Below are 23193 nucleotides of genomic sequence, written 5' to 3'. Positions count from 1 at the left end.
TGCTTCCGCATCGGTACACCCCCGCTTATGCGGGGAACAGGCCTCACACCTGGACGCGACGCTCCACCACGTCAACGAGTTTCGCCAGCGCCTGGTCACGCGGCACGCCGTTCTCCTGCGAGCCGTCCCGGTAGCGGAACGAGACAGTGCCGGCGCTCATGTCCTCGTCACCAACGATGATCATGAACGGGACTTTCTGCTTCTGCTGGGTCCTGATTTTCTTCTGCATCCGGTCCGAGGACGCATCCACCTCGACCCGCAGCCCCTTCTTCTTCGCCTCCGCGGCGAATTCCTGGAGGTACGGGATGTGGGCGTCACCGATCGGGATGCCCACCGCCTGGACGGGGGCCAGCCACGCCGGGAAGGCGCCCGCGTAGTGCTCCAGGAGCACCGCGAAGAAGCGCTCAATGCTGCCGAACAGCGCACGGTGGATCATGACCGGGCGCTGCTTGGTTCCGTCCGGGCCGGTGTACTCCAGGTCGAAACGCTCCGGCAGGTTGAAGTCAAGCTGCACGGTCGACATCTGCCAGGTTCGGCCAATCGCGTCTTTGCACTGGACCGAGATCTTCGGGCCGTAGAACGCGGCGCCGCCCGGGTCCGGGACCAGCGGGAGGCCCTGCTTCTCGGCGACCTGGCGCAGGGTCTCGGTGGCCTCTTCCCAGATCTCGTCGGAGCCGACGAACTTCTCCGGGTCTTTGGTGGACAGCTCCAGGTAGAAGTCGGTCAGACCGTAGTCACGCAGCAGCCCGAGGACGAAGGTGAGCGTCCTGTCGAGCTCCTCCGCCATCTGCTCCTTGGTGCAGTAGATGTGCGCGTCGTCCTGGGTGAAGCCGCGGGCACGGGTCAGGCCGTGCACGACACCCGACTTCTCGTACCGGTACACGGTCCCGAACTCGAAGAGACGCAGCGGCAGTTCACGGTAGGACCGGCCCCGCGCATCGAAGATCAGGTTGTGCATCGGGCAGTTCATGGGCTTCAGGTAGTAGTCCGTGCCCTCGTCGAGCTGCATGGGCGGGTACATGCCGTCGGCGTACCAGTCCAGGTGCCCGGAGGTCTCGAAGAGCTTCCCCTTGGTGGCGTGCGGGGTGTAGACGAACTCGTACCCCTCCTCCTCGTGCCGGCGGCGCGAGTAGTCCTCCATCACCCGGCGGATGATGCCGCCCTTGGGGTGGAAGACCGCGAGGCCCGAGCCGATCTGCTCCGGGATCGAGAAGAGGTCGAGCTCGTTGCCGAGCCGGCGGTGGTCGCGCTTCTCGGCCTCGGCGAGGAACTCCAGGTGCGCCTTCAGCTCGTCCTTCGACGGCCACGCGGTGCCGTAGATGCGCTGCAGCTGCTTGTTCTTCTCGCTGCCCCGCCAGTACGCGGAAGCATTCCGCATCAGCTTGAACGCCGGGATGTTCCGGGTGGTCGGCAGGTGCGGACCACGGCAGAGGTCCTTCCAGCACAGGTCGCCGGTCTTGGCGTCGAGGTTGTCGTAGATGGTCAGCTCGCCGCCGCCCACCTCGACACTCGCGCCGTCGTCGGAGGACGCGGAACCCTTGATGCCGATGAGCTCCAGCTTGTACGGCTCGTCCGCCAGCTCCTCGCGCGCGGCCTCGTCGGTGACAACGCGGCGGGAGAAGCGCTGCCCGCGCTTCTGGATCTCCTGCATCCGCTTCTCGATGGCCTTGAGGTCCTCGGGGGTGAACGGCCTCTCGACGTCGAAGTCGTAGTAGAAGCCGTCCTTGACCGGCGGGCCGATACCGAGCTTGGCGTCGGGGAAGAGCTGCTGCACGGCCTGTGCCATGACGTGCGCGGCGGAGTGGCGCAGGATGTTCAGGCCGTCCTCGGAGGACATCTCGACCGGCTCGACCTCCTCGCCGTCGGCGAGGACATACGCCAGGTCCTTCAGCTCACCGGCCACGCGCGCGGCCACGACGGTGCGCTCGCCGGGGAAGAGCTCGGCCGCCGTAGTGCCCGTGGTCACCACGCGCTCTTCCCGCTCGGAATCGCGTTGGATGAACACACGGACGTCTGACACCGGTCACTCCTGACTGAAGGGAAGCACGGCATTCCTGGTGCACGTGCACGAGGAATCGTACCGAGCCCCGGGGTCACATCGCGAAACGGTTAGTCGCCGCCGCACGCCTCCTCGAAGAAGTCCAAGTTCTCCTGCAGCGACTTCATGAGCCGGTCCCGCTCCGCGTCGTCCACCTGCACCGGCACCACGCTGTTCGCCCCGGTCAGCCGTCGGAAGCCGCCCCGGCTCTCCAGCTGCCCGTGCACCCTGATCGGCAGGCCGACCAGGTGGGCGTGCCCGGCGATCCGGTACGCCTCCTCGTCGAGCACCATCCGTATGTGCGCCACCTCGGCGCCCGCCAGGACGCGCAGCCGGACCGTACCGGGCCCGCGTGGCCCCGAGCGCCGCATGCGTACCACCGCACCCGTGACCCGTACCGCGACGGACGGCTCGTCGAGGAGGTAGCGGGCGGCCGCTTCCCGCAGCGCCGGCAGGTCGCCAGGGGAGAACTCCACCGCCTCGGGGTGGGCCGCGCATCCCGAGGGAACGCCCGCGGCCGGTGACCACTCCAGTCCGACGCGGGCGCCCTCGGAGCCGTGCACCAGCGCGATCACGGCGTCCGTCAGCTCGCGGCTGACGCCCGCCTCGACGGCGGCGTCGAAGGCCTCCATGCCGCCGGTGGCCCGCTGGTAGTCGGCTGCCTCGCGGGCGGCGTGCAGCGCGTGGTGCAGGCGTACCACCGCCTCGCGGCCGCCCTCCACCGGCACGAACGCGGTCAGCGCGCGCCCCCCGGGGAGGGGCCCCACCAGCACGCCCTCCAGTGATGCCTGCGCCTGCCGCCGGTGCCGCGCGCCGTAGTAGCCGGCGCGCCCGCGGGCGGCGAGCGCCGCGGCCAGCAGCATCTGGCGCGCGGCGGAGCGCAGCTTGTCCTGCGCGGGCCACGGGGCGGTGCCGGACGGGCCGTCGGGTACGTCGCGCCACCAGCGGATCTCGTCGCTGGGTACGACCAGCGAGACGAGCACCTCGCGGGCGGACGGCGCCGGACAACGGGCGAGGGCGGTCAGGGCCTCGCCGAGCAGGTCATCGCTGTCCGGGAACGCCCTGCTCTCCGGTACGAGCAGGCTCGTACCGGCGCCGGAGGGCCCGGGCGGCGTCCAGCGCGCGTACCGGCCGGCCGCTCCGCCGTGGCGCCGCCAGCCGTGCCGGTGGAGCAGCACGCCGAGCACCGCGGGGTCGACGTGGGCCGGGTCGGGGCCCCCGCCGGCGTCCCAGATACCCGGAACGTCCGTCGGGTGTGGTCGCATTGGCTCGTCGATCGGCCGGTGGTGCATCAGGGTCTCCCTCCCACACCGACCCGGGTCATGATCTCGCACAACGCCCGGTCGTCGAATATCCGCGAGGTCGGGATCCGCACGGTGGTCCTGCGCCTGCCCGTCACCGGGTGTCCGGCCAGGTTGGTCCAGTAGCAGCAGTGCCGCAGGTCGAGGCTGTCGTGGCCGGCGCGCAGCCAGTCGTCCTGGGTCCGCGGTACAAGCATCACGACCAGGATCTTGTGCACCGAGACCGGGCTGCGGGCGAGCTTCTCCAGATGCGGGTTGTCGAGTGTGAAGGAGAAGGAGGCCCCCGGCGGGCGGGGCGGGATCTGGTACGTGCACTTGAGCTGCACCTTGATGGTGACTTCGTCGTCGACGGTGTGCCCGGGAGCGCTGTGGCTCACGTGCCAGTCGATGCCGTTGTCCGGGAACGGCTGAGACAGAGAGCATCCAGCGGCAGCCGCGACCGCGTGGAGGTAGCCCACCTGAAGAGTCTCCATGCAGGCGGTGGTGGCGAGTCCGCCGCGCAGCGGTGGGATCCGCTCGGGCAGCAGCCCGCCCGGTTCGGGCTGCGTGAGCGCCATGGCTGACGTGTGCCTTCCGGGCTGTGCCGATCATGCTGTGCTGATTCGTGCGGTGGTGATTCGTGCGGTGGTGATTCATGCGGTGCGACCATTTCGGCCGCGACGAACCGTCAACTGCGCGCTCCGTCACCTGTGTTGTTTCCGCTCCGCCTCGGCCGCAAACAGCGGCGTACCGAACAAACGACCCGGGTATCACCGTTTCGGGCAGGGGGACGCACGCCATCTGCCAAGGCAGCAGAAGGAGTTCGGACATGACGTGCTGGTATGAGGGACCTCTGGCCGCGTTCGACACCGAGACGACGGGCGTGGATGTGGAGGAGGACCGCATCGTCTCCGCCGCCCTGGTCGTGCAGGACACCCCGGCGGCTCGGGCGCGGGTGACGCGCTGGCTGGTCAATCCGGGGATCGCGGTGCCCGCCGGGGCGACCGAGATACATGGGCTGACGGACGAACACCTCCAGTGCAACGGCCGCTGGCCCTCGCCCGTCATGGAGGAGATAGCAAAGGCGCTCGCCGAGCAGACCATCGCGCGGCGGCCGTTGGTGGTGATGAACGCACCTTTCGACCTGACCCTGCTGGACCGCGAACTGAAACGGCACCGGGCGTCTTCGCTGGCACGCTATCTGGACAGCCGTCCGCTGTGCGTGCTGGATCCGCGCGTACTGGACAAGCACCTGGACCGGTACCGCAAGGGCCGCCGCACCCTCACCGACCTCTGCGCGCACTACGAGGTGGAGCTGGACGGCGCCCATGACGCGGCGGCCGACGCGACGGCGTCGCTGGAGCTCGTACGCGCGGTGGGCAGGCGATTCGCAGGGCGTCTGGACCGGCTCTCCCCGGCCGAACTGCACACCCTCCAGGCGGTGTGGCACGCGGCGCAGGCGCGGGGCCTCCAGGCGTGGTTCGCCCGCAACGGGACGCCGGAGGCGGTCAATCCGGCGTGGCCGCTGCGCCCCGAGCTGCGTGCCGCCGCCTGACAGGGCCTCATGCCGAGGGCATGAAAAAAGCCGGTCCGTCTGCGGCGGACCGGCCTTCCCGGTGGGCGATACTGGTTTCGAACCAGTGACCTCTTCGGTGTGAACGAAGCGCTCTCCCACTGAGCTAATCGCCCGGGAACGGACTGAACCATACAGCCCCGCGCGGTTCGTTCAAACCACGCACCGCCGGGGGCGACGGCGGACCGGGGCGTACTCAACGCGGATCTGAGTATCCGCACCCATGCACCCCGGTGCGGCGGGGGCCACACTTCGGAGTCATGGAGAATGCGCCACCGCCCGCCGAGGAACTGCTGATCCTCGACCGCGAACTGCGTCACATCGAAGCCCGTCGCGCCCAGTTGCTGGCTCGCCGCGCCTGGCTGCTCGCCGTCGTCCAGCAGTCCGCCGCACCCCGGAGCCCCTTCACGCCGCCCACCGGCGCCTTCGGCCCGCCGCCGCTCCACGCGCCGAAGGACACCACCCCGCGCAGCGTCCAGAACGTACTGCTGACGCTCGGTGGCGCGCTGCTGACGATCGCCGCCGTCGCCTTCACCCTGGTCAGCTGGGGGCAGCTGGGCATCGGTGGCCGCTCGGCGGTGCTCGCCGCAGTGACCGCCCTGGCGCTGACCGCGCCCGCCCTCCTGCTGCGCCGCAGGCTCGTGTCGACCGCCGAGGCGGTGGCCGCCATCGGCCTCGCCCTCACGGTGCTCGACGCGTACGCCCTGCACCGGTTCGCGGCGCCGGACACGGACGGCCTGGCGTACACGGCCGTCAGCGCGGCCGCACTGACGGCGCTCTGGACGGCGTACGGTCTGGGGCTCCGCCCGCTGCGCATCCCGCTGCCCGCCGCACTGGTCGCCGCGCAGCTGCCGTTCGTGCTCTGGTCGGCGGCGGCCGGGGCCGGTCCGCTGACGACGGCCTGGGCGCTGCTGGCCACCGCCACGCTCGACATCGCCGTCACCCTGTGGGCCACCGGCCGCGCCCTGCGCGCGGCGGCCTGTGCGGGGGCCTGCCTGACGGGCGCCGGGGCGCTGCTGGTCGCCGGTGTGATGGCGCTGACGGCGCAGAGCCCTGCGGGTGCACTGCCGCCCGCCGCCCTGCTGTCGGCCGCCGCCGCCCTCGCCCTGTTCGCGGCCTGGCGTGCGCCGTCGGCGTACGCGGCGGTCCCCGCCTCGGCGGTGGCCGCTCTCGCCGTCCTCGCGGCCGCGGGCTCGGTCGTGCGTCCCGCGGTGCCTGGCGCCTGGGTGGTCCCGGTGTTCGTACTGTGCGCGGTCGCTCTGCTCGCCGCCGTGCGCGCAGCCGTCGTACGGGTGGGCCTGCCCGGCCCCCTGGCGCTCGGCCTGGCCGGTTCTTCGGCCGCTGTGCTCGCCATGGGCGCACTGTGGGCCGTGCCGCTGCTCGTGGCCTGTCTGGCAGGCCCACTGGCCTGGGTGGCCAACGCCTGGGCCGGCGCCCCCACCGGTGTCCGGTCGGCGCTCTCCCCGGAACTCCCCTGGTCCGCGCTGGCCCCGGCCCCGCTGGTGCTGCTGACCGTGGCCGCGGTGATCGCGACCGCCCGCCGCACGGGGGTGGTGCCGGGCCGTGGCTGGCGCACGCCGGCGGCGTGCGCGGTCCTAGCCCTGGCCTGGGCAGCGGCGTACACCGTGCCGGCCGCGCTGAACCTCGGTTACGTCCTCTCACTGCCGGTGTACCTTCTGGTGACCGCCGCGGCCCTGGCCGTCGCGGTACGCCCGGCCCTCGTCGGCGCCCGGTCGGCTGCGGGCGGGCCGCTCGCCCACACCGCGCTGGGCTGCGCGATCACGTCGGCGGTCTCCGTCGCCCTGCTGTCACTGGCCGCCCGGAGCGCCACCTTCGCCGTCCTCGGGGTCCTGCTGGGCCTGTTCGCCGTGGCCGCCGCCCGCGCCGGGGGCAGCGTCACACCGTCCGCGTCCGCTGCGACGGCCGTCGCGCTGGCGACCGGCCTGGCCGGGGCCTGCGGCGCCGCGCTGCACCTGCCCGCGCACCACACGGCCCTGGTGGTACTCGGCGTCCCCGCCGCGGCCACCGCCCTCGCCGCTCGTCTGCGCGGACACGTCACCGCTCTGCCTCTGGAGGCTTCGGGGGCACCCGCGGCACTTGTGGCGATCGGGCTCGCCGTGGGCCACGCCCCGGCCCTGGCGCTGGTGCTGGCCCTGTGCGGCGTCATCGCGTCGGGCGCCGCCGTGCGGCCCGACCGGCGGCACCCGGCCGGCTACGCGGCGGCGGGGCTCTTCCTGCTCGCCACCTGGGTCCGCCTCGCCGCTTCGGATGTGACCACCCCGGAGGCGTACACCCTGCCGGTCACGGCAGGCGCGCTCCTGGTCGGCGCGCTGCGGCGCCGCCGCGACCCGCAGGCCTCGTCCTGGACGGCGTACGGTCCCGGGCTGGCGGCCACGCTCCTGCCGAGCCTCGTCGCGGCCTGGGGCGACTCCCACTGGCTGCGCCCACTGCTCCTGGGGGCCGCCGCCCTCGCCGTCACCCTCGTCGGCGCGCGGCACCGCCTCCAGGCGCTCCTGGTGCTGGGGTCCACGGCGCTCGCCCTGGTCGCCCTGCACGAGCTGGCGCCGTACGTCGTCCAGGTCGTCGGCGTACTCCCCCGCTGGCTGCCGCCGGCCCTCGCCGGCCTGCTCCTGCTCGGCGTCGGGGCGACGTACGAGCAGCGGCTGCGGGACGCCCGGCGGCTGCGGGAGACCCTGGGCCGGATGCGCTGACAAGCCGGAGGCGCCGACAACGCCGAAGGCCCGACAGACTTTCGTCTGTCGGGCCTTCGGTCCGGGTGGGCGATACTGGGTTCGAACCAGTGACCTCTTCGGTGTGAACGAAGCGCTCTCCCACTGAGCTAATCGCCCCGGCGCTCCGCACACATTACCCCATGTCAGCGGCGGCCCCGAACCGATTACCGGTCACTCTTCGATGTTCCACGGCATGGCGAGACCGAACTTCCAGACGTAGATCGCGAGCAGAACGGCGATGATCACCAGACCGATGGTGGTGAGAATGATGTTGCGTCGCCGGACTTTGGGGTCGAGTGCTTTCTGTGCCGCCTCGGTCACTTTCCGTTTGGTCCAGCGCAGCACCAGCTGTGCCCAGACGAATTCGGTGGCCCAGATCGCCATGCCACCGAAGATCACCAGCCAGCCGGGCCCGGGCAGCGGCAGCATGACCACGCCCGCCCCGACGACCGCCAGGCCGATGACGAAAACGCCGACCTGCCAGGTCAGATGCAGCGTCCTCGATGCCTTGATGGCCTCCGGGGCCCGTGAGCCCAGCTCAGGATCGGACTCCGCAACGCCCCCCGTGGCGGGCTTTGCGGCCGCCGGTCCGACGACCTCTTCCCGCTCGCTACTCTCCGCATTCATAAGGCCCAACCTACCGGATTCAGCGTGCCGCCCGGAATGGTCGTATCACCTTCAAGCATCACTCGGCCGTACGAGGTACCTGAAGAGCCACAAAAAGGTCAGAGGGGTTTACAACGGCACCGTAGGTGGCATGTCGATTTCGCCGACGTGCGAATCCCCGAGCGCACACTGAGCGAAAGGCCCTGGCGCTTATGAACACCACGGTCAGCTGCGAGCTGCACCTGCGCCTCGTTGTGTCGAGCGAGTCATCACTGCCTGTACCCGCGGGCCTGCGGTATGACACGGCCGATCCTTACGCCGTGCATGCCACCTTCCACACCGGAGCCGAGGAGACCGTCGAGTGGGTGTTCGCCCGCGACCTTCTCGCCGAGGGCCTGCACCGGCCCACCGGCACCGGCGACGTCCGAGTCTGGCCGTCCCGCAGCCACGGCCAGGGCGTCGTCTGTATCGCTCTGAGCTCTCCGGAGGGAGAGGCCCTGCTCGAAGCCCCGGCGCGGGCCCTGGAATCGTTCCTGAAGCGGACGGACGCCGCGGTGCCACCCGGCACCGAGCATCGTCACTTCGATCTCGACACGGAACTCTCACACATCCTGGCCGAGAGCTGAGCCAGGCCGAGAGCTGCCCATCGCCGTCCGACTCGGGGCGACGGCGCGGGGTGGACAACTGCATACGGCACACGCCGGCGCCGTCCTCACGGAATCCACCGCGGGGACGGCGCCGGTGCGCTCAGCGCGAGCAGCTAAAGTCGACCGGCATCTGCGGGCGCCCGCCCGCAGCAGGCCAGGGAGCGAATCGTGCTGATCCCCCACGACACCAGGCGCGCCCTCGACGTCGTCGTCGACCTCGTGAACACCGCGGCGGAGAGTGAGCCGGAAAGTGACCACGGCGACCGGCTGGCGGACATCGAGGCGCTGTACGCCTTCGTGCGCCTCCATCACATCAGCGACGTCGGCGACCAGCTCGGCGCGCGGGACCTGGAGGCGGTACGCGACGTACGGGCGCACTTCGCGGACGTGTTCGCGGCCTCCGATCCCCGCACCGGGGCGGAGCTGATCAACCAGCTGGTCGCCGCGGCCGGCACCACACCGCGGCTGACCGATCACGACGGCTTCGACTGGCATGTGCACTACTTCGCGCCGGGCGCGTCCGTGTCCGACCACCTCGCGGCGGACTGCGGGATGGCGCTGGCGTTCTTCGTCGTCTCCGGGGAGCAGGAGCGGCTGCGCCGCTGCGACGCCCCGGACTGCCGCCGGGCCTTCGTCGACCTGTCGCGCAACCGCTCCCGCCGCTACTGCGACAGCCGCACCTGCGGCAACCGGCTGCATGTGGCGGCGTACCGCGCGAGGCGCAAAGAAGCCGCCGACAGCTCTGCCGACAGCTGAGAGTCAGAGCACAAAGAGATCGTGCACAGCTGCCATCAGCAACAGGAAGCCGATCACCCCTAGGAAGATCATCAGGGGTGGCTGGGAGAGCGCGAAAAGACAGCCGCGCGGCTCTTCGGTGTGTGCGGGGGCGTCGCCCCGGGATGTATCCAGCATCTCGGGGCGATGATGACCCAGCGGGACCAGACCCCGTGACCAACACGCCCACCTGCGCGGCGAGTTCGCCGGATCTTGGTCTTTAATGGCCAGTCGATGATCGCTTCGACATCGGATCTGACGTAGGAGATGTCAGCTTTCGGAGAGCTGTCGGATTCAGAGGCCGTGCTTCTTCAGAATGGCTTCGATGTCGCTGAAGTCCTCCCCCGCCCCCGCGTCTTTCGACTGCCCCTTCGGCTGCGCCGCCGACCGGGTCTTCGGCTGTGCGGCAGGCGGCTGCCGGGTACCGCCAAGGGCCGGGGCCGAAGCCCCTGGGGCAAGCGCGTCGCCGCGAGCGGCCGCCTTCGCCGCCTTGCGCTCCTCGCGGGTGCCGCCGCGTCGGCGTTCCACCGTCCTGGTCGTCATGAAGAGCAGCCAGGAGAGCGCGAGCAGCGCGAAGCCCGCCCAGACGTCCGGTTTGAAGGCGATGCCCGCAACCCACTCGACGAGTCCGGTCAGGACCAGGCCGAAGGGCACCAGCGCGTACGCGGCGATGCGCGTCGCAGCCAGGAATCGCTTGCGGTACGCGGTGACGGCGGCGATGCCCAGGCCGGCCGCGGACACCGCCGAACAGACAGTCTCTGCCAGCATCCGGTCCTCCAGCCTCGAAAAGCCTCAGAAAGTGCGTTCCCCTCCATCCTGCACCGGGTGCGACCGTCCGGGCCACGCCTGTGGACGACCTCAGGGTCATCTCGGGGGGCTGCCTCCTTCCCAGGTGCCGGTCGGCGAGCCGTACCCGGGCTGGGAGACTGGACCCATGAGCGACTCCTCTCCCGGCCTCCCCGTCGTCCTCGACCTCTGGTGCGAGCTCCAGTGCCCCGACTGCCATACGGCGCTGGACGACGTGCGCGCCCTGCGCGAGCGCTACGGCGACCGTCTCGACGTACGACTGCGGCACTTCCCCCTCGACAAGAACAAGCACGCCTACGCGGCCGCACAGGCGGCCGAGGAGGCGATCGAGCAGGGCAGGGGCTGGCCCTACATCGAGGCGGTCCTCGCCCGGACCGCGGACCTGACGGCGAAGGGCGAGGCCCTGCTGCTGGAGGTGGCCGCCGAACTGGGTCTGGACGCGGAGGAGTTCGACACCGCCCTCATCGACGGCCGGCACCTGCTGATCGTCGACGCCGACCAGGCCGAGGGCAAGGCGATCGGCGTCACCGGCACGCCGACCTACGTCATCGACGGCGAGCGGCTGGACGGCGGCAAGAGCCAGGACGGGCTGCGCGAGCGCATCGAGGAGATCGTCGACCGTCTGTCGGCCTGAGCGCGACGGGTGACGGGTGACGGGCGTCAGAGCAGCTGCTTGGAGAAGTGATACGTCACCGGTTCATAGCCGAGTGACTCGTACAGCCGCAGCGCCGGGGTGTTGTCCGCGAAGACGTTGAGCCCGATGTTCGCGCTGCCGTCCGCCAGCGCCTCGCGCTCGGCGAGCAGCAGCAGGGAGCGCCCGTGGCCCTGCCCCCGGCGTGCCTCGGCCACCTGGACGTCGAAGACGTAGGCGCCCGTCCGGCCGGGGATCGGGTTTCCGAGGGCCAGCCAGAGGGTGCCCAGCACGTCATCGTCACCGGTGTCGCCGGTCTCGCGGGCGTCGCGGGTCAGGACGCCCAGGTATGTGGCCGCCGTGGCGAGGCCGTCCGGAAGGCCGGCCGCGTGGTCGGACTCGGCTTTGGCGCACGCCGCCTCCTCGGAGAGCCCGCGGCGGGTCAGGGACTGTGCGTAGCCGGCCTTGGTGTGGACGATCCACGCGTCGAACTCGCGGGCGCTCATCGGCCTGGCTTGGACTCCGTCGGGCAGTGCGGGGGCCTCGGCGGGCAGCGGTTTGCTCATGTTGCGGCTGCGTTCGACGTACCCCAGGGCGGTCACCAGGTGCAGCGCGGTCGGCGCCCCGGCGGGGACGGCGACCGCGACCCGGTCGCATCCCCAGCCGCGCAGCACCTCCTCGGCGGCGAGCGCTGCGACCGTCGCCCTCCCCCGGCGCCGGTCCGCCTCGTCGACGCGCAGTGCGGCGATACGTCCAACGGCGGGCCCGAACCGGGGGTCGGTGGCGAGTTCGACCGTACCGACCGGGCGGCCGTTGACGCACACTTCGTAGGGCCGCGCCTTCGCGCCGTCGGCGTCTTGCTGAAGCGGCGCTGTGGGCCGCAGGGTTGTGGTCATCAGGGGAGTTGTACCCGCCCGACAGCCGCACGTCATCAGGAATGCGACAGGCTCTCACCGCTGCCCCGCTTACGGCCTGGTGCGCGATAAGGGGGCGGATCAGCCCGCGGCGTCGGATGCGGTGCATCGCAAGGCGGCGGAGCGTCCTCATAGCGGAGCTATTAGGGGGTGTCTGACAATTCCCCGTGGGTCAAGGAGCGGCGTCCGGTGCGTGCGATCGCAAGGCGCCGGACAGTCCTCGTAGCGGAGCTACCAGGGCTTTTCGGCAACGCTGCGAGCGTGCGTGCCGGGCGTCGCGACGCCGCGGGGAATTGTCAGACACCCCCTAGCTTGATCTTTAACCTGTGCGGCGTGGTCGTGGGGCCGTTGACTTCTTCTGTCTCTGTTTCGCTGTGCCTGGTTTGCGGACGGTGTGCACGTCGTGGCGTGGGGTGGGGCGGGTGTTTTTGCGGCCCGGTGGCCGTCCCGGTCCGGGGCGGGAGGGTTTCGGTGCCTGGGCCGGACAGGCAGTCTGCGGGCGGAGGTGCCGAAAAGCGCGGCGGACCCGGGCGGGAGTGAGCCTGTCGGGCGGGCTCGGTTTCTCCCACGGCCGCCGGAGGTCGGCTGCCAGCGGGCGTGCGAGACGGAGCTGGGTGAAGACCGCGAGGATCAGCCAGGTCCAGCGGTCTGCCGCCTCCGGGGTGCGGATCTTGGGGCAGGTCCAGCCCAGCGTCTGCTTGAACAGGCGGAAGGTGTGCTCGATGTCGAAGCGCCGCAGGAATGCCTGCCACAGCATGTCGACGTCGGTTGTGGTTGCGTCGGTGCCCGACCACCACAGCCAGACGGGCTTCGGGGTCGCGCCGCTGGGCAGGTGGTCGACCTGCAGACGGATCACGGTGCCCTCGATCATCGGGAGGGAGCCCAACTGGGCAGTCCAGGCCGAGCGGTGAGTCAGCCTTGGGTGGAGCCGGTCCCAGGCGCGGGCGACTGCGGTGCCGTAGAGGCGGGTCTCGGTCACCGTGTGCGCGTCCGGGGTGTTCCAGGTGGCCGGGTCCCCGAAGACGAACTCGCCTCCGTGGCGGGGCGGGCGGCCCCGGACGCCGGGCTCGCGGGGCGGGGCAGCCCGGCGCAGGACGCGGTCCGAGCGCATCCGGCCCAGCACCTGCACCGGCAGATCCTTCAGCAGGAAGGCCAGGCGGGGCACGTCGTATCCGGCATCCACCACGATCAGGATCTCCGGGTCGCCTTGTTTCCACTGCCCTGCGGTGATCAGCCGCTCGATCAGCTCGCGCATCTGCCCGGCCGTGACGGTCGCGGCATCGTCTCCGGGAGCCAGACGCAGCGCGTCCAGCGGTGCGGTCCACGAACTGCGGCCCGTTTCCAGCGCGCAGATCACCGAGTACGGCCAGCCGGGAACCGGAATGTGCTGGTCCTTGCCCCGTCCGTAGGTGTGGCACAGGATCCGCTGCGGTGAGGTGTGCGCACTGGGCCGCAGCCAGCAGGTGATATCGGCAGCCAGGACCAGCCGGCCGTCAGCCGCCCGCGGCAATGGCACCGCGGCCAGGGCCCACCGCAGCCGGGCCACATCGACCCGCCCCGCGGCCAGCGCGTCGTAGAGCCCACCGTGCCCGCGACGGTGTTCACCCACCAGCGACAGCTCCACCAACGACCGGACCGGACCATCCGCACACAACACCGCATCCGCCAGCTCGAACAACGCATCCGCACGCCTCGCCAGACAGGAGTAGAACGCACCCCGGAAGCGTGACAGTTCCGCAAACGGATCCTGACGGACAGCGTGATGCAACAGACTCATCCCCACGGCCTTCGTGCTGAGCTTGTGTGTTCCTTGGTCGGATCACATGCTCAGCCGAAGGCCGCCCCCACGTACGGCCGTTGCCAATCCGAGTAATCAAGTACGAGGAGCCGTTCGACCTACGAGGTTAAAGATCAAGCTAGGGAGTTTCGCCAACGCGGCGAGGTGCCGTAGCCGGCGTCGCGGGCCCGTCCCCTATCGCGCACCAGGCCGTTACGGGTCCAGGTCCGACGCGGCCCGCTCGTTGAACACACGCATCGCCTTGGCGGTCACCGGCCCCGGCGCACCGGCCAGTTGGCGCCCGTCGACACGGTGTACGGCCTGCACATCGCGCAGTGAGGACGTCAGGAAGACCTCGTCGGCGCGCTCCAGGACTTCTAGCGGCAGATCGGCCTCCCGGGCGCCCGCCCATTCGACGACGAGGGCGCGGGTGATGCCCGCCAGACAGCCGGAGGAGACGGGCGGGGTGAGGAGCTGTCCTTCGACGACGACGAAGACGTTGGACCCGGTGCCTTCGCAGAGTTGCCCGACGGTGTTGGCGAACAGCGCCTCGGAGGCGCGCTGTTCGTGGGCGCGGGCGAGCGCCACGACGTTCTCGGCGTACGACGTGGTCTTGAGGCCGGTGAGCGCGCCACGCTCGTTGCGGGTCCACGGGACGGTGATCACCGCGGTGCTGTCGGGACGACGGTGTGCCTCGCCGAGCGCGACGACGAGGGCGGGACCGGTGTCCCCGCGTTCGGAGCCGAGCGGGGAGAGGCCACCGGTGTACGTCAGCCGCAGCCGTCCCAGTGCGGTGGGGAGCGGGTTGGCTTCCACCACGGCGGCGCAGGCCCGGCGCACCTCGTCGAGGTCGGGTTCGGGCAGGCCGAGCCCGCGGGCCGAGCGGGCGAGCCGCTCCAGGTGCCGGGTGAGGGCGAAGGTCCGCCCCCCGGTGACCTTCACCGTCTCGAAAATGCCGTCCCCCACGGTCAGACCGTGATCGAACACCGACACCCTGGCCGTGGCCGCGTCCTGCAGCCCGCCGTCGACCCAAAGCTTCATGACGCGGTCCTTCCCGTTGCCCGGTACGTGCCCGACGCTACCGCAAGCAGTCTGGCCGCCTTCAGTTCAGTCTCGTCCCATTCGCGCTCGGGATCGGAGCCCCAGGTGATGCCGGCGCCCGTGCCGAACCGCAGGACGGGGCCGGCGGGGGCCGTGCGGTCGATCCAGAAGGTCCGTATGCCTACGGCCAGCTCGCCGGTCCCCCGGTCGGCGTCGACCCAGCCGATGCCTCCGCAGTACGGGCCCCGGGGCACGGTTTCCAGCGACTTGATGATCTTGAGGGCGCTGCTCTTGGGGGCGCCCGTCACCGAACCGGGCGGGAACGTCGCGGACAGCAGGCGGCCCCATCCGACGCCGGGGGCGAGTTCGGCTCGGACGGTGGAGACGAGGTGGACGAGGCCGGGGTGCGGCTCGACCGCGCAGAGTTCCGGCACGGTGACGGATCCGGTGGAGGCGACCCGGCCCAGATCGTTGCGGACCAGGTCCACGATCATCACGTTCTCGGCGTGGTCCTTGTCGAGCAGGTCGCGCGCCGTGCGTCCGGTGCCCTTGATCGGCCCCGACTCGACGGTCCGGCCGTCCCGGCGCAGGTAGAGCTCGGGGGACGCGGTGGCGATCTCCACCCCGTGCGCCGGCAACCGGATCGTGCCCGCGTACGGCGCCGGGTTGCCCCGTGCGAGCAGCGCGGTGAGCGCGTCGACGTCGGCGCCCGCCGGGTCGGGCAGCGGAGCGGTCAGGACGCGGCAGAGGTTGGCCTGGTAGACCTCGCCGCCCGCGATGTACGCCCGGATGCGGCGCACACCGGCCGCGTACGCGGCGCGGTCCATCGACGACACCCAGTCACCGGCGGCCGGGCCGCGCCACGCACCGGGCGAGGGCGCCGGCACCGGTTCCTCGCGCACATCGCCGAAGCGGGCGCAGACCAAGCGGCCCTCGAAGTCCGCCGCGACGGCCCAGAACCCGCCGGAGTCGAGCGCGGCGGGATCGCTGGTCACATCGCGCAGGTCGGAGGCGACGAGGCCGCCGAAGCGGGCCAGAGGGGGAGGAGCGTGCACGGCCCCGAGTGTAGAGCGGACCGCGATGACCTGCGCCGGGGCGAACACAGCGCGGCATCCTGCACAAACGCGTTTTTGTACTGGCCCCGGTATCCGCTAGAGTTCAACACGTCGCCGGGGCGCGGAAACGCATCGGTAAGACAAGCGGACGTGGCTCAGTTGGTAGAGCATCACCTTGCCAAGGTGAGGGTCGCGAGTTCGAATCTCGTCGTCCGCTCGGTGTGGGGGATCTTCCCGAACCCCTGTATTCACTCCTGGTGGAGTGGCCGAGAGGCGAGGCAACGGCCTGCAAAGCCGTCTACACGGGTTCAAATCCCGTCTCCACCTCCAAGGACGATTAGCTCAGCGGGAGAGCGCTTCCCTGACACGGAAGAGGTCACTGGTTCAATCCCAGTATCGTCCACTGGATCCCCGGTCGTTCGCGACAGGGGTGTCCGTCCCGCGCGATTAGCTCAGCGGGAGAGCGCTTCCCTGACACGGAAGAGGTCACTGGTTCAATCCCAGTATCGCGCACGCAGTTCGCTGTACACCGCACGCTGGTACAGCACCACACCGCAACAGGTCCCGCGCGATTAGCTCAGCGGGAGAGCGCTTCCCTGACACGGAAGAGGTCACTGGTTCAATCCCAGTATCGCGCACCAGCAAGAAGCCCCCGGCCGGGATCGGCCGGGGGCTTCTTCGTTCCCGGCCGGGCCGGGCGTGACCGGTCAGGACGAGAAGAGCATCCGGCCGAAGCCCTTCTGGCGGTGGTGACCGTGATGGCCGCCGTGGTGGCCGTGCTGGGGGGCTCCCCAGGCGGGGGCGGGGGCGGAAGGGTAGGCCTGGGGGGCCGGCGGCGCGGGCGGCGCCTGCTGGGTCCACTGCGATTCGAGGCGGGTCAGCGATTCGAGTTCGCCGTAGTCGAGGAATATGCCGCGGCAACCGCTGCACTGCTCGATCTGGACACCATTGCGGTTGTACATGTGCATGGGTGCGTGGCACTTGGGGCACTGCATGGTCGGCTCAACTCCTCGCCGTCGGTGGCAACGTCGCCGGAATGCATGCCCGGCGACGGTCCGTTCACCCTACGGCGTGCCTTCCGGTATCAACTCGGCTGGTAGGGAGGCAATTCGGGCACACGCCTCGATCATCATCTCCTCCACCTCGTCCAGCGGCCGGTTCTCCGCCGCGGACTTGGCGAGCGCGAGGGCGGCGGTCTGCACGGTCAGGGCGCGGGCGGGTACGTCGAGTTGCGGCCAGGGGTCGTGGCCGTCCGGGGGTACGGCCGTGCCTTTCGCGGCGCGGTACGAGCCGAGGAAGCGGTCCCAGATCGCGGGTGCCAGGAGGCCGGCGGCGTACCAGGCGGCGGGACGGGCGAGGTCCCACGCGGGCTCGCCGATGCCCAGGTCGTCCACGTCGATCAGTAGCCAGCGGCCCTGGGGGGCCTCGGGGGTGGGGCGGCGGACGAGCTGGCCGAGGTGGAGGTCGCCGTGGCAGAGGGCGGCGGTGCGGGACGGGTGGAGCGGGGCCTCGTCGCGGGCCCAGGGCGGGAGTCCGGCCCAGGCGCGGAGCACGGTGGCGGTGGCGCTGGCGCCGGCGGGGTGCGGATGCGCTGCTCGCATGCGGGCTACGGCACGGGCGGCCTTCGCAGGACCGCGCATCGGGGGAAGCGGGGCCGGGAGCGCGGCCCCGAGGTCCCCGGGGGCGACCGTGTGCAGGGTGGCGAGGAGGGTCGCCGCGTCCTCCCATGGGGCGGAGTCCGGGTCCCGTGGGTCGACGGGAGTTCCGTAGGGCCACAGAGTGAGGGGCCGGCCGTGCAGCTCCGCGGTCCATGGGTTCCTGGCTGCCGTGGGGACGACGGGCAGGGGCGGCAGGAGTACGCCGGCGAGGAGCGGGTGCGCGGCGGCGGCGACGCGGGCGGTGAGGGCGACGGCGTCCGTGTCGGGGGCGTGGGACTTGGCCACGACGTCGCCGTGACGTACGACCATGCCGTCGGGACGGTCCGCGAGGACGTCGGGGCGGCCGCACGGGCAGGTCGGTGCGGTGCGGATACGGAGGGATGGGGCGGTGGCGGCGTGGGCGTGCGCTGCGGCGCTGAGGGCGTGCGCGGTGGGTGTGGACAGGGGGTCCCCCGGGGTGCTGAGCGCGTGCGGCGCGGTACGTGCGGTGCGTATCGCAGGAGCCTACGCGGGTGGGGTCGGGGCGGGGGGCCTGGTCCGGGGGCGTCTATTTTCCAGCCGCCATTGAGGGCACCACCCGCGCGGGCCCAGCCCGCAGTTCACGCCGGCCGGCCGCGGCGGAGCCGGAAAACGCGTTGCCCGGACAGCTCCCCAGCTGTCCGGGCAAACGCAGCCGTCCGCCGCACCCCCGTCCCCACGGGGTCTTGAAATGGCCGGATGTCCTGGGCCGGTCCGCTCTACCGGCCCCCGGGCGCCGCTCAGCGCCCGAACATCACGCCCACGGACGACGCCTGGGTGACCACTGCTTCCCATCCTCCGAAGAGGACAACGAGCAGCGCCGCGAGGGGAAGGACCATGGCCGTCGCCACCAAGGGGTGACGCGTGCCTGACGGGCGGCTGCCGAACGAGGTGAATGCCCTGCGTCCGTGCGTGCGGATCATCGTCCGCGATGCCGTGTCCGCCATGGTCCCTCTCCTGTCATGAATGGGCAGCGGCGGGTGTCTGACCTCGGGGGACGAGTGCTTCACCCGCCGCTTGACCTCAACATTAGGGGCGGGTCAGGGCCCGGGCGTCATGCCCGCGTACCGATTGGCGGGCCTCCCGGAGGATGAGCGGCCAACCCCCGGCGTACTCCCCAGGGTGGAGAGGGCGCCCTCTGCCTTGGGGTCTTCCCGGAGGGGACGCTCCTGGTGTTCAAACACGTCCTCCCCGGAGACCGGCTGTTCGGCCAGGGCGAGGACCCGGCTCGCCCTGAACCTGGCTGTGCGCACCTCCGTACCGGAGGGGGCGCCTCGCACGCCCTGCAGACGATGGGGAGGGGTGACTTCGCTCACTTCCACCACCCCCCTGCGGACCGATGTCTCCACCCGACGGCCTGCCCCGGTGGCCACCACTTCGTACGTACGGGTCGTGTCTCCCGCGTTGAGCACCGTCTCCACGCGAGCGCCCTTCGTTGATCCAATTTCCCTTCTGCGACGGACCTTTGAGATCTCGCACGGGCCGGGAGCGGCGGATCGGCCGCCCCCTGACCACTCCTCAAGTCTCCCATCCGGCACTGACAATCGATCGGTTCGCGAGGGCGCGGCCTATGAGCACACCGGGCCGCGGATACGTAAGCTGTGCGGGGTCGACTGGACCGGTCAGCAGCGGGGTGGGGGAGGCTCCACCAGAGGTAGGGGACGGACATGGCGATGGTGCGGCTCCGGCGCGAGGACCCGCGTGTCGTCGGCTCGTTCAAGCTTCACCGGCGGCTCGGGGCGGGCGGCATGGGAGTCGTCTACCTGGGCTCCGACCGGCGCGGTCAGCGCGTCGCGCTGAAGGTGATCCGGCCGGATCTGGCGGAGGACCAGGAGTTCAGACTGCGTTTCGCGCGCGAGGTGTCCGCGGCCCGGCGGATCCGCGGCGGATGCACGGCGCGGCTGGTGGCGGCCGATCTCGAAGCCGACCGGCCATGGTTCGCGACCCAGTACGTGCCGGGTCCCTCGCTGCACGACCGGGTCGCCGACGAGGGGCCGCTGTCGGCCGCCGAGGTCGCCTCGGTCGGCGCGGCGCTGTCGGAGGGTCTCGTCGCCGTGCACGAGGCCGGGGTAGTCCACCGTGACCTCAAGCCGTCGAACATCCTGCTGTCGCCGAAGGGGCCGCGCATCATCGACTTCGGCATCGCATGGGCGACCGGAGCGAGCACGCTCACTCATGTCGGTACGGCGGTGGGCTCCCCCGGCTTCCTGGCGCCGGAGCAGGTGCGCGGCGCGGCGGTGACGCCGGCCACGGACGTCTTCGCGCTGGGCGCCACCCTCGCGTACGCGGCGACCGCCGACTCCCCCTTCGGGCAAGGCAGTTCCGAAGTGATGCTGTACCGGGTGGTGCACGAGGAGCCGCAGTTGTACGGCGTGCCCGACGCTCTCGCGCCCCTGGTCCGGGCCTGTCTCGCCAAGGACCCGGAGGACCGTCCCAGCACGCTCCAGCTGTCCATGCGGCTCAAGGAGATCGCGGCCCGGGAGTCGCAGGGCGTCGGGGAGGCCAGGCCGCCGGCGCAGCGCGGCGAGCAGGACCGGCCGAGCGGGCGGTTCGGGGAGGGGTACGCCGAGGAGGTCACCCAGCGGGGCGGTGCGGCGGGCACGCCCGCGCCGCGCGACCGGAGTGCGCGCGCCTCGTCCTCGCACACCGTGTCTCCGCACGGCTCGTCGTCTCCGCACGGCTCGTCGCCGCGGACAGGTTCACGCCAGACGGCCGGACGCAGCTCGCCCCCATCGAGGGGACGTACGAACGGGCGGCAGCAGGCGTCCAGGCCTGGAGCGCGTTCGACGTCGGCGGGGCGGCGTCCGGCGAATCCGCGTCTGCTGCGGCAGCGACTCGTCGTCTTCGTCGTGGTGACGCTGCTGGTGGCGCTGGGAATCGCGGCGGCCCAGGGGTGTCAGGGGCCCGCCAGGAGCCTCGGCGTACACCTCGACGGCGCACCGCCGGCCCCGCAGGCGGAGCCGGGCCACACCCGGGCGGTCTGAGGGCCCGGGGCCTCGGGCTTCAGGGCTGCGGACGGCCCGCCGTCACCGCGTAGAAGGCGACCGCGGCCGCGGCGCCGACGTTCAGCGAGTCCACGCCGTGAGCCATCGGGATACGTACCCACTCGTCGGCGGCGGCCAGCGCCCGCCGGGACAGCCCTTCGCCCTCGGCCCCGAGCATCAGTGCCACGCGGTCCAGGCGGTGCGGGGCCACGTCGTCGATCACCGAGGCCTTCGCGTCCGGGGTGAGCGCCAGCAGGCGAAAGCCCGCCTCCCGTACTGGCTCCAGGTCCGCGGGCCAGGATTCCAGGCGGGCGTACGGCACCGAGAAGACGGCCCCCATGGAAACCTTCACGGACCTGCGGTAGAGCGGGTCGGCACAGTCCGGCGAGAGCAGCACGGCGTCCATGCCGAGCGCGGCGCCGCTGCGGAAGATGGCGCCGATGTTGGTGTGGTCGTTGACGGCCTCCATGATCGCGACGCGGCGGGCGGTGGCGAGGAGGGCGGCGGGGGCCGGGAGCGGTTTGCGCTGCATGGAGGCGAGGGCGCCCCGGTGCACGTGGTAGCCGGTGACGCGTTCGGCGAGGTCCGGGGTCACGGCGTACACCGGAGCCGGGACCTCGTCGATGACGTCGCGCATGACGTCGACCCACTTGGCGGAGAGCAGCATCGAGCGCATCGCGTACCCGGCCTGCTGGGCGCGTCTGATGACCTTCTCGCCCTCGGCGATGAACAGGCCCTCGGCGGGCTCGCGCCTGCGGCGGAGTTCGACGTCGGTGAGGCCCGTGTAGTCGTGAAGGCGCGGGTCGTCGGGATCGTCAATGGTGATGAGTTCGGCCACAGGTGCTACTGCCTTGTCGGGGTGGTGGGGGTGGTGGGGGTGGTGGGGGTGGCGTTACTGGTCGGTCGCGGGGGCGGTGCCTGCCGGTGTCACCCGGACGACTTCGCCGATGACGATGACGGCCGGCGGGCGTACGTCCTCCTGCCTGACCTTCTGCGCGATCGTCGCCAGCGTCGCGTCGATGCGGCGCTGGGAAGCCATCGTGCCCTCCTGGACTACCGCCACGGGGGTTTCGGGGGCGCGGCCGTACGTGGTGAGGGCGTCGGCGATCGCGCCTATCCGTTCGACTGCCATCAGGAGTACGAGCGTTCCGCGCAGGCCCGCGACGGCCTTCCAGTCGACGAGCGAGCGCGGGTCCTCGGGGGCGACGTGGCCGCTGATCACCGTGAACTCGTGCGCGACGCCCCGGTGGGTGACGGGGATTCCGGCCGCTCCCGGGACGCTGATGGAGCTGGAGATTCCGGGTACGACGGTGCAGGGGATGCCGGCCGCGGCGAGTGCCTGGGCCTCCTCCATGCCGCGGCCGAAGACGAAGGGGTCGCCGCCCTTGAGACGTACGACGCTCTTGCCTGCTTTGGCGTGCTCGATGAGCGCGTTGTTGATGGCCTCCTGCGCCATGTAGCGGCCGTACGGGATCTTCGCGGCATCGATCACCTCGACGTGCGGCGGCAGCTCGTCCAGCAGGTCGCGCGGGCCGAGGCGGTCTGCGATGACGACGTCGGCCTCGGCGAGGAGACGCCGACCGCGGACCGTGATCAGGTCCGGGTCGCCGGGGCCGCCGCCGACGAGGGCTACGCCGGGGGTGCGGGTGCGGTGGTGGGGGGCCACGAGCGTGCCGTCGCGCAGGCCCTCGACGATGGCGTCGCGCACGGCGGCCGAGCGGCGCGGGTCACGGCCGGTGAGGACCGCCACGGTCACGCCCTCGGAGCGGCCGGTGGCGGGGGTCCAGGCGGTGGCGGCCTCGGCGTCGTCGGAGCGTACGCACCAGGTGCGGTTACGTTCGGCTTCGGCGGACGCTGCGTTGTTGGCGGCGGAGTCGGTGGACGCGATCAGGGCGTACCAGGCGTCGGCCAGGTCCCCTTCGGCGTACGGGCGGCGCTCCCAGCGGATCTCGCCCGCCTCAGCCATGGCCTCGACGGAGGGCGTGGCGGAGGGCGAGACGAGGACGATGTCGGCGCCGGTCGCGATGAGCGCGGGGAGGCGGCGCTGTGCGACCTGGCCGCCTCCGATGACGACGACTTGGCGCCCGGCGAGGCGGAGTCCGACGGGGTAGGCGGGGTGCGGGTCGCCTGCGGCGGCGTGCGGGTCGCCTGCGGCGGCGTGCGCGGTCATGACGTGCGGCTCCTCGGGCGGGGCGGGGGCGGGCCGCTGCGGCGGTGGAGCGGCGCTGGTGGGGCGGTGTGCGCGACCCCTGCGGTTACCTTACGGGGCGGGGTGGTGCGGGTGGGGGTGGGGCGCCTGCGGCGCGGTCGCCGGCGGCTGGACGGGCGGCCGCGAAGGCGGCACTTCGGGGGCGGTGCCGCCGCCGGGGGCGCCCCCGGCGGCGGGGTCGTCGGCGGCTGGGACGGGTGGCCGCGAAGGGCGGGGGCTTCGGGGTCGGTGCCGCGCCGGGGCGTCTCCTCGGGCGCCGAACGTGCGGGGGGCCGGGTCCGTCTGGAGGGTTGCGTTCGGCGCCCTGCGGGGAGCGCCCCGACGCGTCCCCTCCCGGCACCGCTCCGCAGGACCCCGCGCAGCCGCCGCAAGGGGGGTCCGGTCCGTCCGGCGGTTTTGTTCGGCGCCCTGCGGGGAGCGCCCCGACCCGTCCCCTCCCGGCACCGCCC

General features: G+C 71.7%; 21 protein-coding genes, 7 tRNA genes and 1 pseudogene. 11 read left to right on the top strand and 18 right to left on the bottom strand.

Annotated elements, in window-relative coordinates; genetic code table 11:
* Nucleotides 1–43: 43 nt before the first annotated feature.
* The 3 genes from thrS to ACU6WZ_RS25320 all read right to left on the bottom strand — a co-directional run bounded on the left by thrS (nt 44) and on the right by ACU6WZ_RS25320 (nt 3896).
* Nucleotides 44–2020, bottom strand: coding sequence for a threonine--tRNA ligase (gene thrS / locus ACU6WZ_RS25330; protein WP_447030502.1), 1977 nt, complete (start codon nt 2018–2020; stop codon nt 44–46).
* A gap of 89 nt (nt 2021–2109) precedes the next feature.
* Nucleotides 2110–3330 (bottom strand): hypothetical protein, encoded by a 1221-nt coding sequence (locus tag ACU6WZ_RS25325; protein WP_447030501.1) that lies wholly within the window; start codon nt 3328–3330, stop codon nt 2110–2112.
* Nucleotides 3330–3896, bottom strand: coding sequence for a DUF4365 domain-containing protein (locus ACU6WZ_RS25320; RefSeq protein ID WP_447030500.1), 567 nt, complete (start codon nt 3894–3896; stop codon nt 3330–3332). Before ACU6WZ_RS25320 ends, ACU6WZ_RS25325 begins: the two co-directional genes overlap by 1 nt.
* A 251-nt stretch (nt 3897–4147) precedes the next feature.
* Between ACU6WZ_RS25320 and ACU6WZ_RS25315 the strand changes: the two genes are divergently transcribed.
* On the top strand, nt 4148–4873 hold the full coding sequence (locus ACU6WZ_RS25315; RefSeq protein WP_447030499.1) for a 3'-5' exonuclease: 726 nt from the start codon (nt 4148–4150) through the stop codon (nt 4871–4873).
* Nucleotides 4874–4935: 62 nt separating this feature from the next.
* Here ACU6WZ_RS25315 and ACU6WZ_RS25310 read toward each other — a convergent pair.
* Nucleotides 4936–5007: transfer RNA gene (locus tag ACU6WZ_RS25310), tRNA-Val, on the bottom strand.
* 144 nt (nt 5008–5151) lie between these two features.
* Between ACU6WZ_RS25310 and ACU6WZ_RS25305 the strand changes: the two genes are divergently transcribed.
* Nucleotides 5152–7602: an SCO7613 C-terminal domain-containing membrane protein gene (locus ACU6WZ_RS25305; RefSeq protein WP_447030498.1), complete on the top strand. Its 2451-nt coding sequence runs from the start codon at nt 5152–5154 to the stop codon at nt 7600–7602.
* 66 nt (nt 7603–7668) lie between these two features.
* Here the strand turns inward: ACU6WZ_RS25305 and ACU6WZ_RS25300 are convergent.
* Nucleotides 7669–7740, bottom strand: a tRNA-Val gene (locus ACU6WZ_RS25300).
* Nucleotides 7741–7794: 54 nt separating this feature from the next.
* Entirely contained in the window at nt 7795–8250 is a 456-nt protein-coding gene (locus ACU6WZ_RS25295) for a TIGR02611 family protein (protein WP_447030497.1), read from the bottom strand.
* 191 nt (nt 8251–8441) lie between these two features.
* Here ACU6WZ_RS25295 and ACU6WZ_RS25290 point away from each other — a divergent pair, with 191 nt between their 5' ends.
* Together ACU6WZ_RS25290 and ACU6WZ_RS25285 are read left to right on the top strand one after the other, a co-directional pair.
* Nucleotides 8442–8855: an SsgA family sporulation/cell division regulator gene (locus ACU6WZ_RS25290; protein WP_003959770.1), complete on the top strand. Its 414-nt coding sequence runs from the start codon at nt 8442–8444 to the stop codon at nt 8853–8855.
* Between the two features lie 189 nt (nt 8856–9044).
* Nucleotides 9045–9632: a CGNR zinc finger domain-containing protein gene (locus tag ACU6WZ_RS25285; RefSeq protein ID WP_447030496.1), complete on the top strand. Its 588-nt coding sequence runs from the start codon at nt 9045–9047 to the stop codon at nt 9630–9632.
* A 3-nt stretch (nt 9633–9635) separates the two neighbouring features.
* On the opposite strand, the gene ACU6WZ_RS25280 is transcribed toward ACU6WZ_RS25285, so the two are convergent.
* Entirely contained in the window at nt 9636–9788 is a 153-nt protein-coding gene (locus tag ACU6WZ_RS25280; RefSeq protein ID WP_447030495.1) for a hypothetical protein, read from the bottom strand.
* Nucleotides 9789–9944: 156 nt separating this feature from the next.
* A complete protein-coding gene (locus ACU6WZ_RS25275) occupies nt 9945–10418 on the bottom strand; it encodes a hypothetical protein (protein WP_447030494.1) in 474 nt (157 codons plus the stop codon).
* A 166-nt stretch (nt 10419–10584) separates the two neighbouring features.
* On the opposite strand from ACU6WZ_RS25275, the gene ACU6WZ_RS25270 reads away from it, so the two are divergent.
* Nucleotides 10585–11091 carry a DsbA family protein gene (locus ACU6WZ_RS25270; RefSeq protein ID WP_447030493.1) on the top strand — a complete coding sequence of 169 codons (507 nt, stop codon included), beginning with the start codon at nt 10585–10587 and terminating at the stop codon, nt 11089–11091.
* 26 nt (nt 11092–11117) lie between these two features.
* On the opposite strand, the gene ACU6WZ_RS25265 is transcribed toward ACU6WZ_RS25270, so the two are convergent.
* The 4 genes from ACU6WZ_RS25265 to ACU6WZ_RS25250 all read right to left on the bottom strand — a co-directional run bounded on the left by ACU6WZ_RS25265 (nt 11118) and on the right by ACU6WZ_RS25250 (nt 15875).
* Complete coding sequence (locus ACU6WZ_RS25265; protein WP_447030492.1) at nt 11118–11984, bottom strand: GNAT family N-acetyltransferase; 867 nt, start codon at nt 11982–11984, stop codon at nt 11118–11120.
* Between the two features lie 337 nt (nt 11985–12321).
* Nucleotides 12322–13779: an NF041680 family putative transposase gene (locus ACU6WZ_RS25260; protein WP_447030491.1), complete on the bottom strand. Its 1458-nt coding sequence runs from the start codon at nt 13777–13779 to the stop codon at nt 12322–12324.
* Between the two features lie 213 nt (nt 13780–13992).
* Entirely contained in the window at nt 13993–14820 is an 828-nt protein-coding gene (locus ACU6WZ_RS25255) for an aminotransferase class IV (RefSeq protein ID WP_447030490.1), read from the bottom strand.
* Nucleotides 14817–15875, bottom strand: a complete 1059-nt coding sequence (locus ACU6WZ_RS25250) for a chorismate-binding protein (protein ID WP_447030489.1) — start codon at nt 15873–15875, stop codon at nt 14817–14819. Before ACU6WZ_RS25250 ends, ACU6WZ_RS25255 begins: the two co-directional genes overlap by 4 nt.
* 144 nt (nt 15876–16019) lie before the next feature.
* Between ACU6WZ_RS25250 and ACU6WZ_RS25245 the strand changes: the two genes are divergently transcribed.
* From ACU6WZ_RS25245 to ACU6WZ_RS25225, 5 genes are all read left to right on the top strand, one after another.
* Nucleotides 16020–16092: transfer RNA gene (locus ACU6WZ_RS25245), tRNA-Gly, on the top strand.
* 39 nt (nt 16093–16131) lie between these two features.
* A tRNA-Cys gene (locus tag ACU6WZ_RS25240) sits at nt 16132–16205 on the top strand.
* A gap of 1 nt (nt 16206) precedes the next feature.
* Nucleotides 16207–16278: transfer RNA gene (locus ACU6WZ_RS25235), tRNA-Val, on the top strand.
* Nucleotides 16279–16316: 38 nt separating this feature from the next.
* A tRNA-Val gene (locus ACU6WZ_RS25230) sits at nt 16317–16388 on the top strand.
* A gap of 53 nt (nt 16389–16441) precedes the next feature.
* Nucleotides 16442–16516, top strand: a tRNA-Val gene (locus ACU6WZ_RS25225).
* Between the two features lie 66 nt (nt 16517–16582).
* On the opposite strand, the gene ACU6WZ_RS25220 is transcribed toward ACU6WZ_RS25225, so the two are convergent.
* The 4 genes and pseudogenes from ACU6WZ_RS25220 to ACU6WZ_RS25205 all read right to left on the bottom strand — a co-directional run.
* Nucleotides 16583–16870: a TFIIB-type zinc ribbon-containing protein gene (locus ACU6WZ_RS25220; RefSeq protein ID WP_447030488.1), complete on the bottom strand. Its 288-nt coding sequence runs from the start codon at nt 16868–16870 to the stop codon at nt 16583–16585.
* 69 nt (nt 16871–16939) lie between these two features.
* Nucleotides 16940–17842: a phosphotransferase gene (locus ACU6WZ_RS25215; RefSeq protein ID WP_447030487.1), complete on the bottom strand. Its 903-nt coding sequence runs from the start codon at nt 17840–17842 to the stop codon at nt 16940–16942.
* A 449-nt stretch (nt 17843–18291) separates the two neighbouring features.
* Entirely contained in the window at nt 18292–18498 is a 207-nt protein-coding gene (locus tag ACU6WZ_RS25210; RefSeq protein WP_447030486.1) for a hypothetical protein, read from the bottom strand.
* Nucleotides 18499–18693: 195 nt separating this feature from the next.
* Nucleotides 18694–18996 (bottom strand): annotated as a pseudogene (locus ACU6WZ_RS25205) (DUF8836 family protein); the annotation flags it as partial.
* Nucleotides 18997–19218: 222 nt separating this feature from the next.
* On the opposite strand from ACU6WZ_RS25205, the gene ACU6WZ_RS25200 reads away from it, so the two are divergent.
* The gene (locus ACU6WZ_RS25200) at nt 19219–20535 is read left to right on the top strand and encodes a serine/threonine-protein kinase (protein ID WP_447030485.1); all 1317 of its coding nucleotides are present in this window, start codon (nt 19219–19221) and stop codon (nt 20533–20535) included.
* Nucleotides 20536–20554: 19 nt separating this feature from the next.
* Here the strand turns inward: ACU6WZ_RS25200 and ACU6WZ_RS25195 are convergent, their stop codons facing one another.
* Both ACU6WZ_RS25195 and cobA read right to left on the bottom strand, forming a co-directional pair.
* Nucleotides 20555–21373, bottom strand: a complete 819-nt coding sequence (locus ACU6WZ_RS25195; RefSeq protein ID WP_447030484.1) for a TrmH family RNA methyltransferase — start codon at nt 21371–21373, stop codon at nt 20555–20557.
* 54 nt (nt 21374–21427) lie between these two features.
* The gene (cobA, locus tag ACU6WZ_RS25190; RefSeq protein ID WP_447030483.1) at nt 21428–22705 is read right to left on the bottom strand and encodes a uroporphyrinogen-III C-methyltransferase; all 1278 of its coding nucleotides are present in this window, start codon (nt 22703–22705) and stop codon (nt 21428–21430) included.
* Nucleotides 22706–23193: the final 488 nt, after the last annotated feature.

The sequence above is a fragment of the Streptomyces hypolithicus genome, assembly GCF_052934925.1.
This window is presented reverse-complemented; position numbering and strand designations above follow the sequence as displayed.

Coding starts and splice junctions, on each gene's coding strand:
- ACU6WZ_RS25325 (WP_447030501.1), bottom strand. CDS start 3,330: ATGCACCACCGGCCGATCGACGAGCCAATGCGACCACACCCGACGGAC.
- ACU6WZ_RS25320 (WP_447030500.1), bottom strand. CDS start 3,896: ATGGCGCTCACGCAGCCCGAACCGGGCGGGCTGCTGCCCGAGCGGATC.
- ACU6WZ_RS25315 (WP_447030499.1), top strand. CDS start 4,148: ATGACGTGCTGGTATGAGGGACCTCTGGCCGCGTTCGACACCGAGACG.
- ACU6WZ_RS25305 (WP_447030498.1), top strand. CDS start 5,152: ATGGAGAATGCGCCACCGCCCGCCGAGGAACTGCTGATCCTCGACCGC.
- ACU6WZ_RS25295 (WP_447030497.1), bottom strand. CDS start 8,250: ATGAATGCGGAGAGTAGCGAGCGGGAAGAGGTCGTCGGACCGGCGGCC.
- ACU6WZ_RS25290 (WP_003959770.1), top strand. CDS start 8,442: ATGAACACCACGGTCAGCTGCGAGCTGCACCTGCGCCTCGTTGTGTCG.
- ACU6WZ_RS25280 (WP_447030495.1), bottom strand. CDS start 9,788: ATGCTGGATACATCCCGGGGCGACGCCCCCGCACACACCGAAGAGCCG.
- ACU6WZ_RS25275 (WP_447030494.1), bottom strand. CDS start 10,418: ATGCTGGCAGAGACTGTCTGTTCGGCGGTGTCCGCGGCCGGCCTGGGC.
- ACU6WZ_RS25270 (WP_447030493.1), top strand. CDS start 10,585: ATGAGCGACTCCTCTCCCGGCCTCCCCGTCGTCCTCGACCTCTGGTGC.
- ACU6WZ_RS25265 (WP_447030492.1), bottom strand. CDS start 11,984: ATGACCACAACCCTGCGGCCCACAGCGCCGCTTCAGCAAGACGCCGAC.
- ACU6WZ_RS25260 (WP_447030491.1), bottom strand. CDS start 13,779: ATGAGTCTGTTGCATCACGCTGTCCGTCAGGATCCGTTTGCGGAACTG.
- ACU6WZ_RS25255 (WP_447030490.1), bottom strand. CDS start 14,820: ATGAAGCTTTGGGTCGACGGCGGGCTGCAGGACGCGGCCACGGCCAGG.
- ACU6WZ_RS25220 (WP_447030488.1), bottom strand. CDS start 16,870: ATGCAGTGCCCCAAGTGCCACGCACCCATGCACATGTACAACCGCAAT.
- ACU6WZ_RS25215 (WP_447030487.1), bottom strand. CDS start 17,842: ATGGTCGTACGTCACGGCGACGTCGTGGCCAAGTCCCACGCCCCCGAC.
- ACU6WZ_RS25210 (WP_447030486.1), bottom strand. CDS start 18,498: ATGGCGGACACGGCATCGCGGACGATGATCCGCACGCACGGACGCAGG.
- ACU6WZ_RS25200 (WP_447030485.1), top strand. CDS start 19,219: ATGGCGATGGTGCGGCTCCGGCGCGAGGACCCGCGTGTCGTCGGCTCG.
- cobA (WP_447030483.1), bottom strand. CDS start 22,705: ATGACCGCGCACGCCGCCGCAGGCGACCCGCACGCCGCCGCAGGCGAC.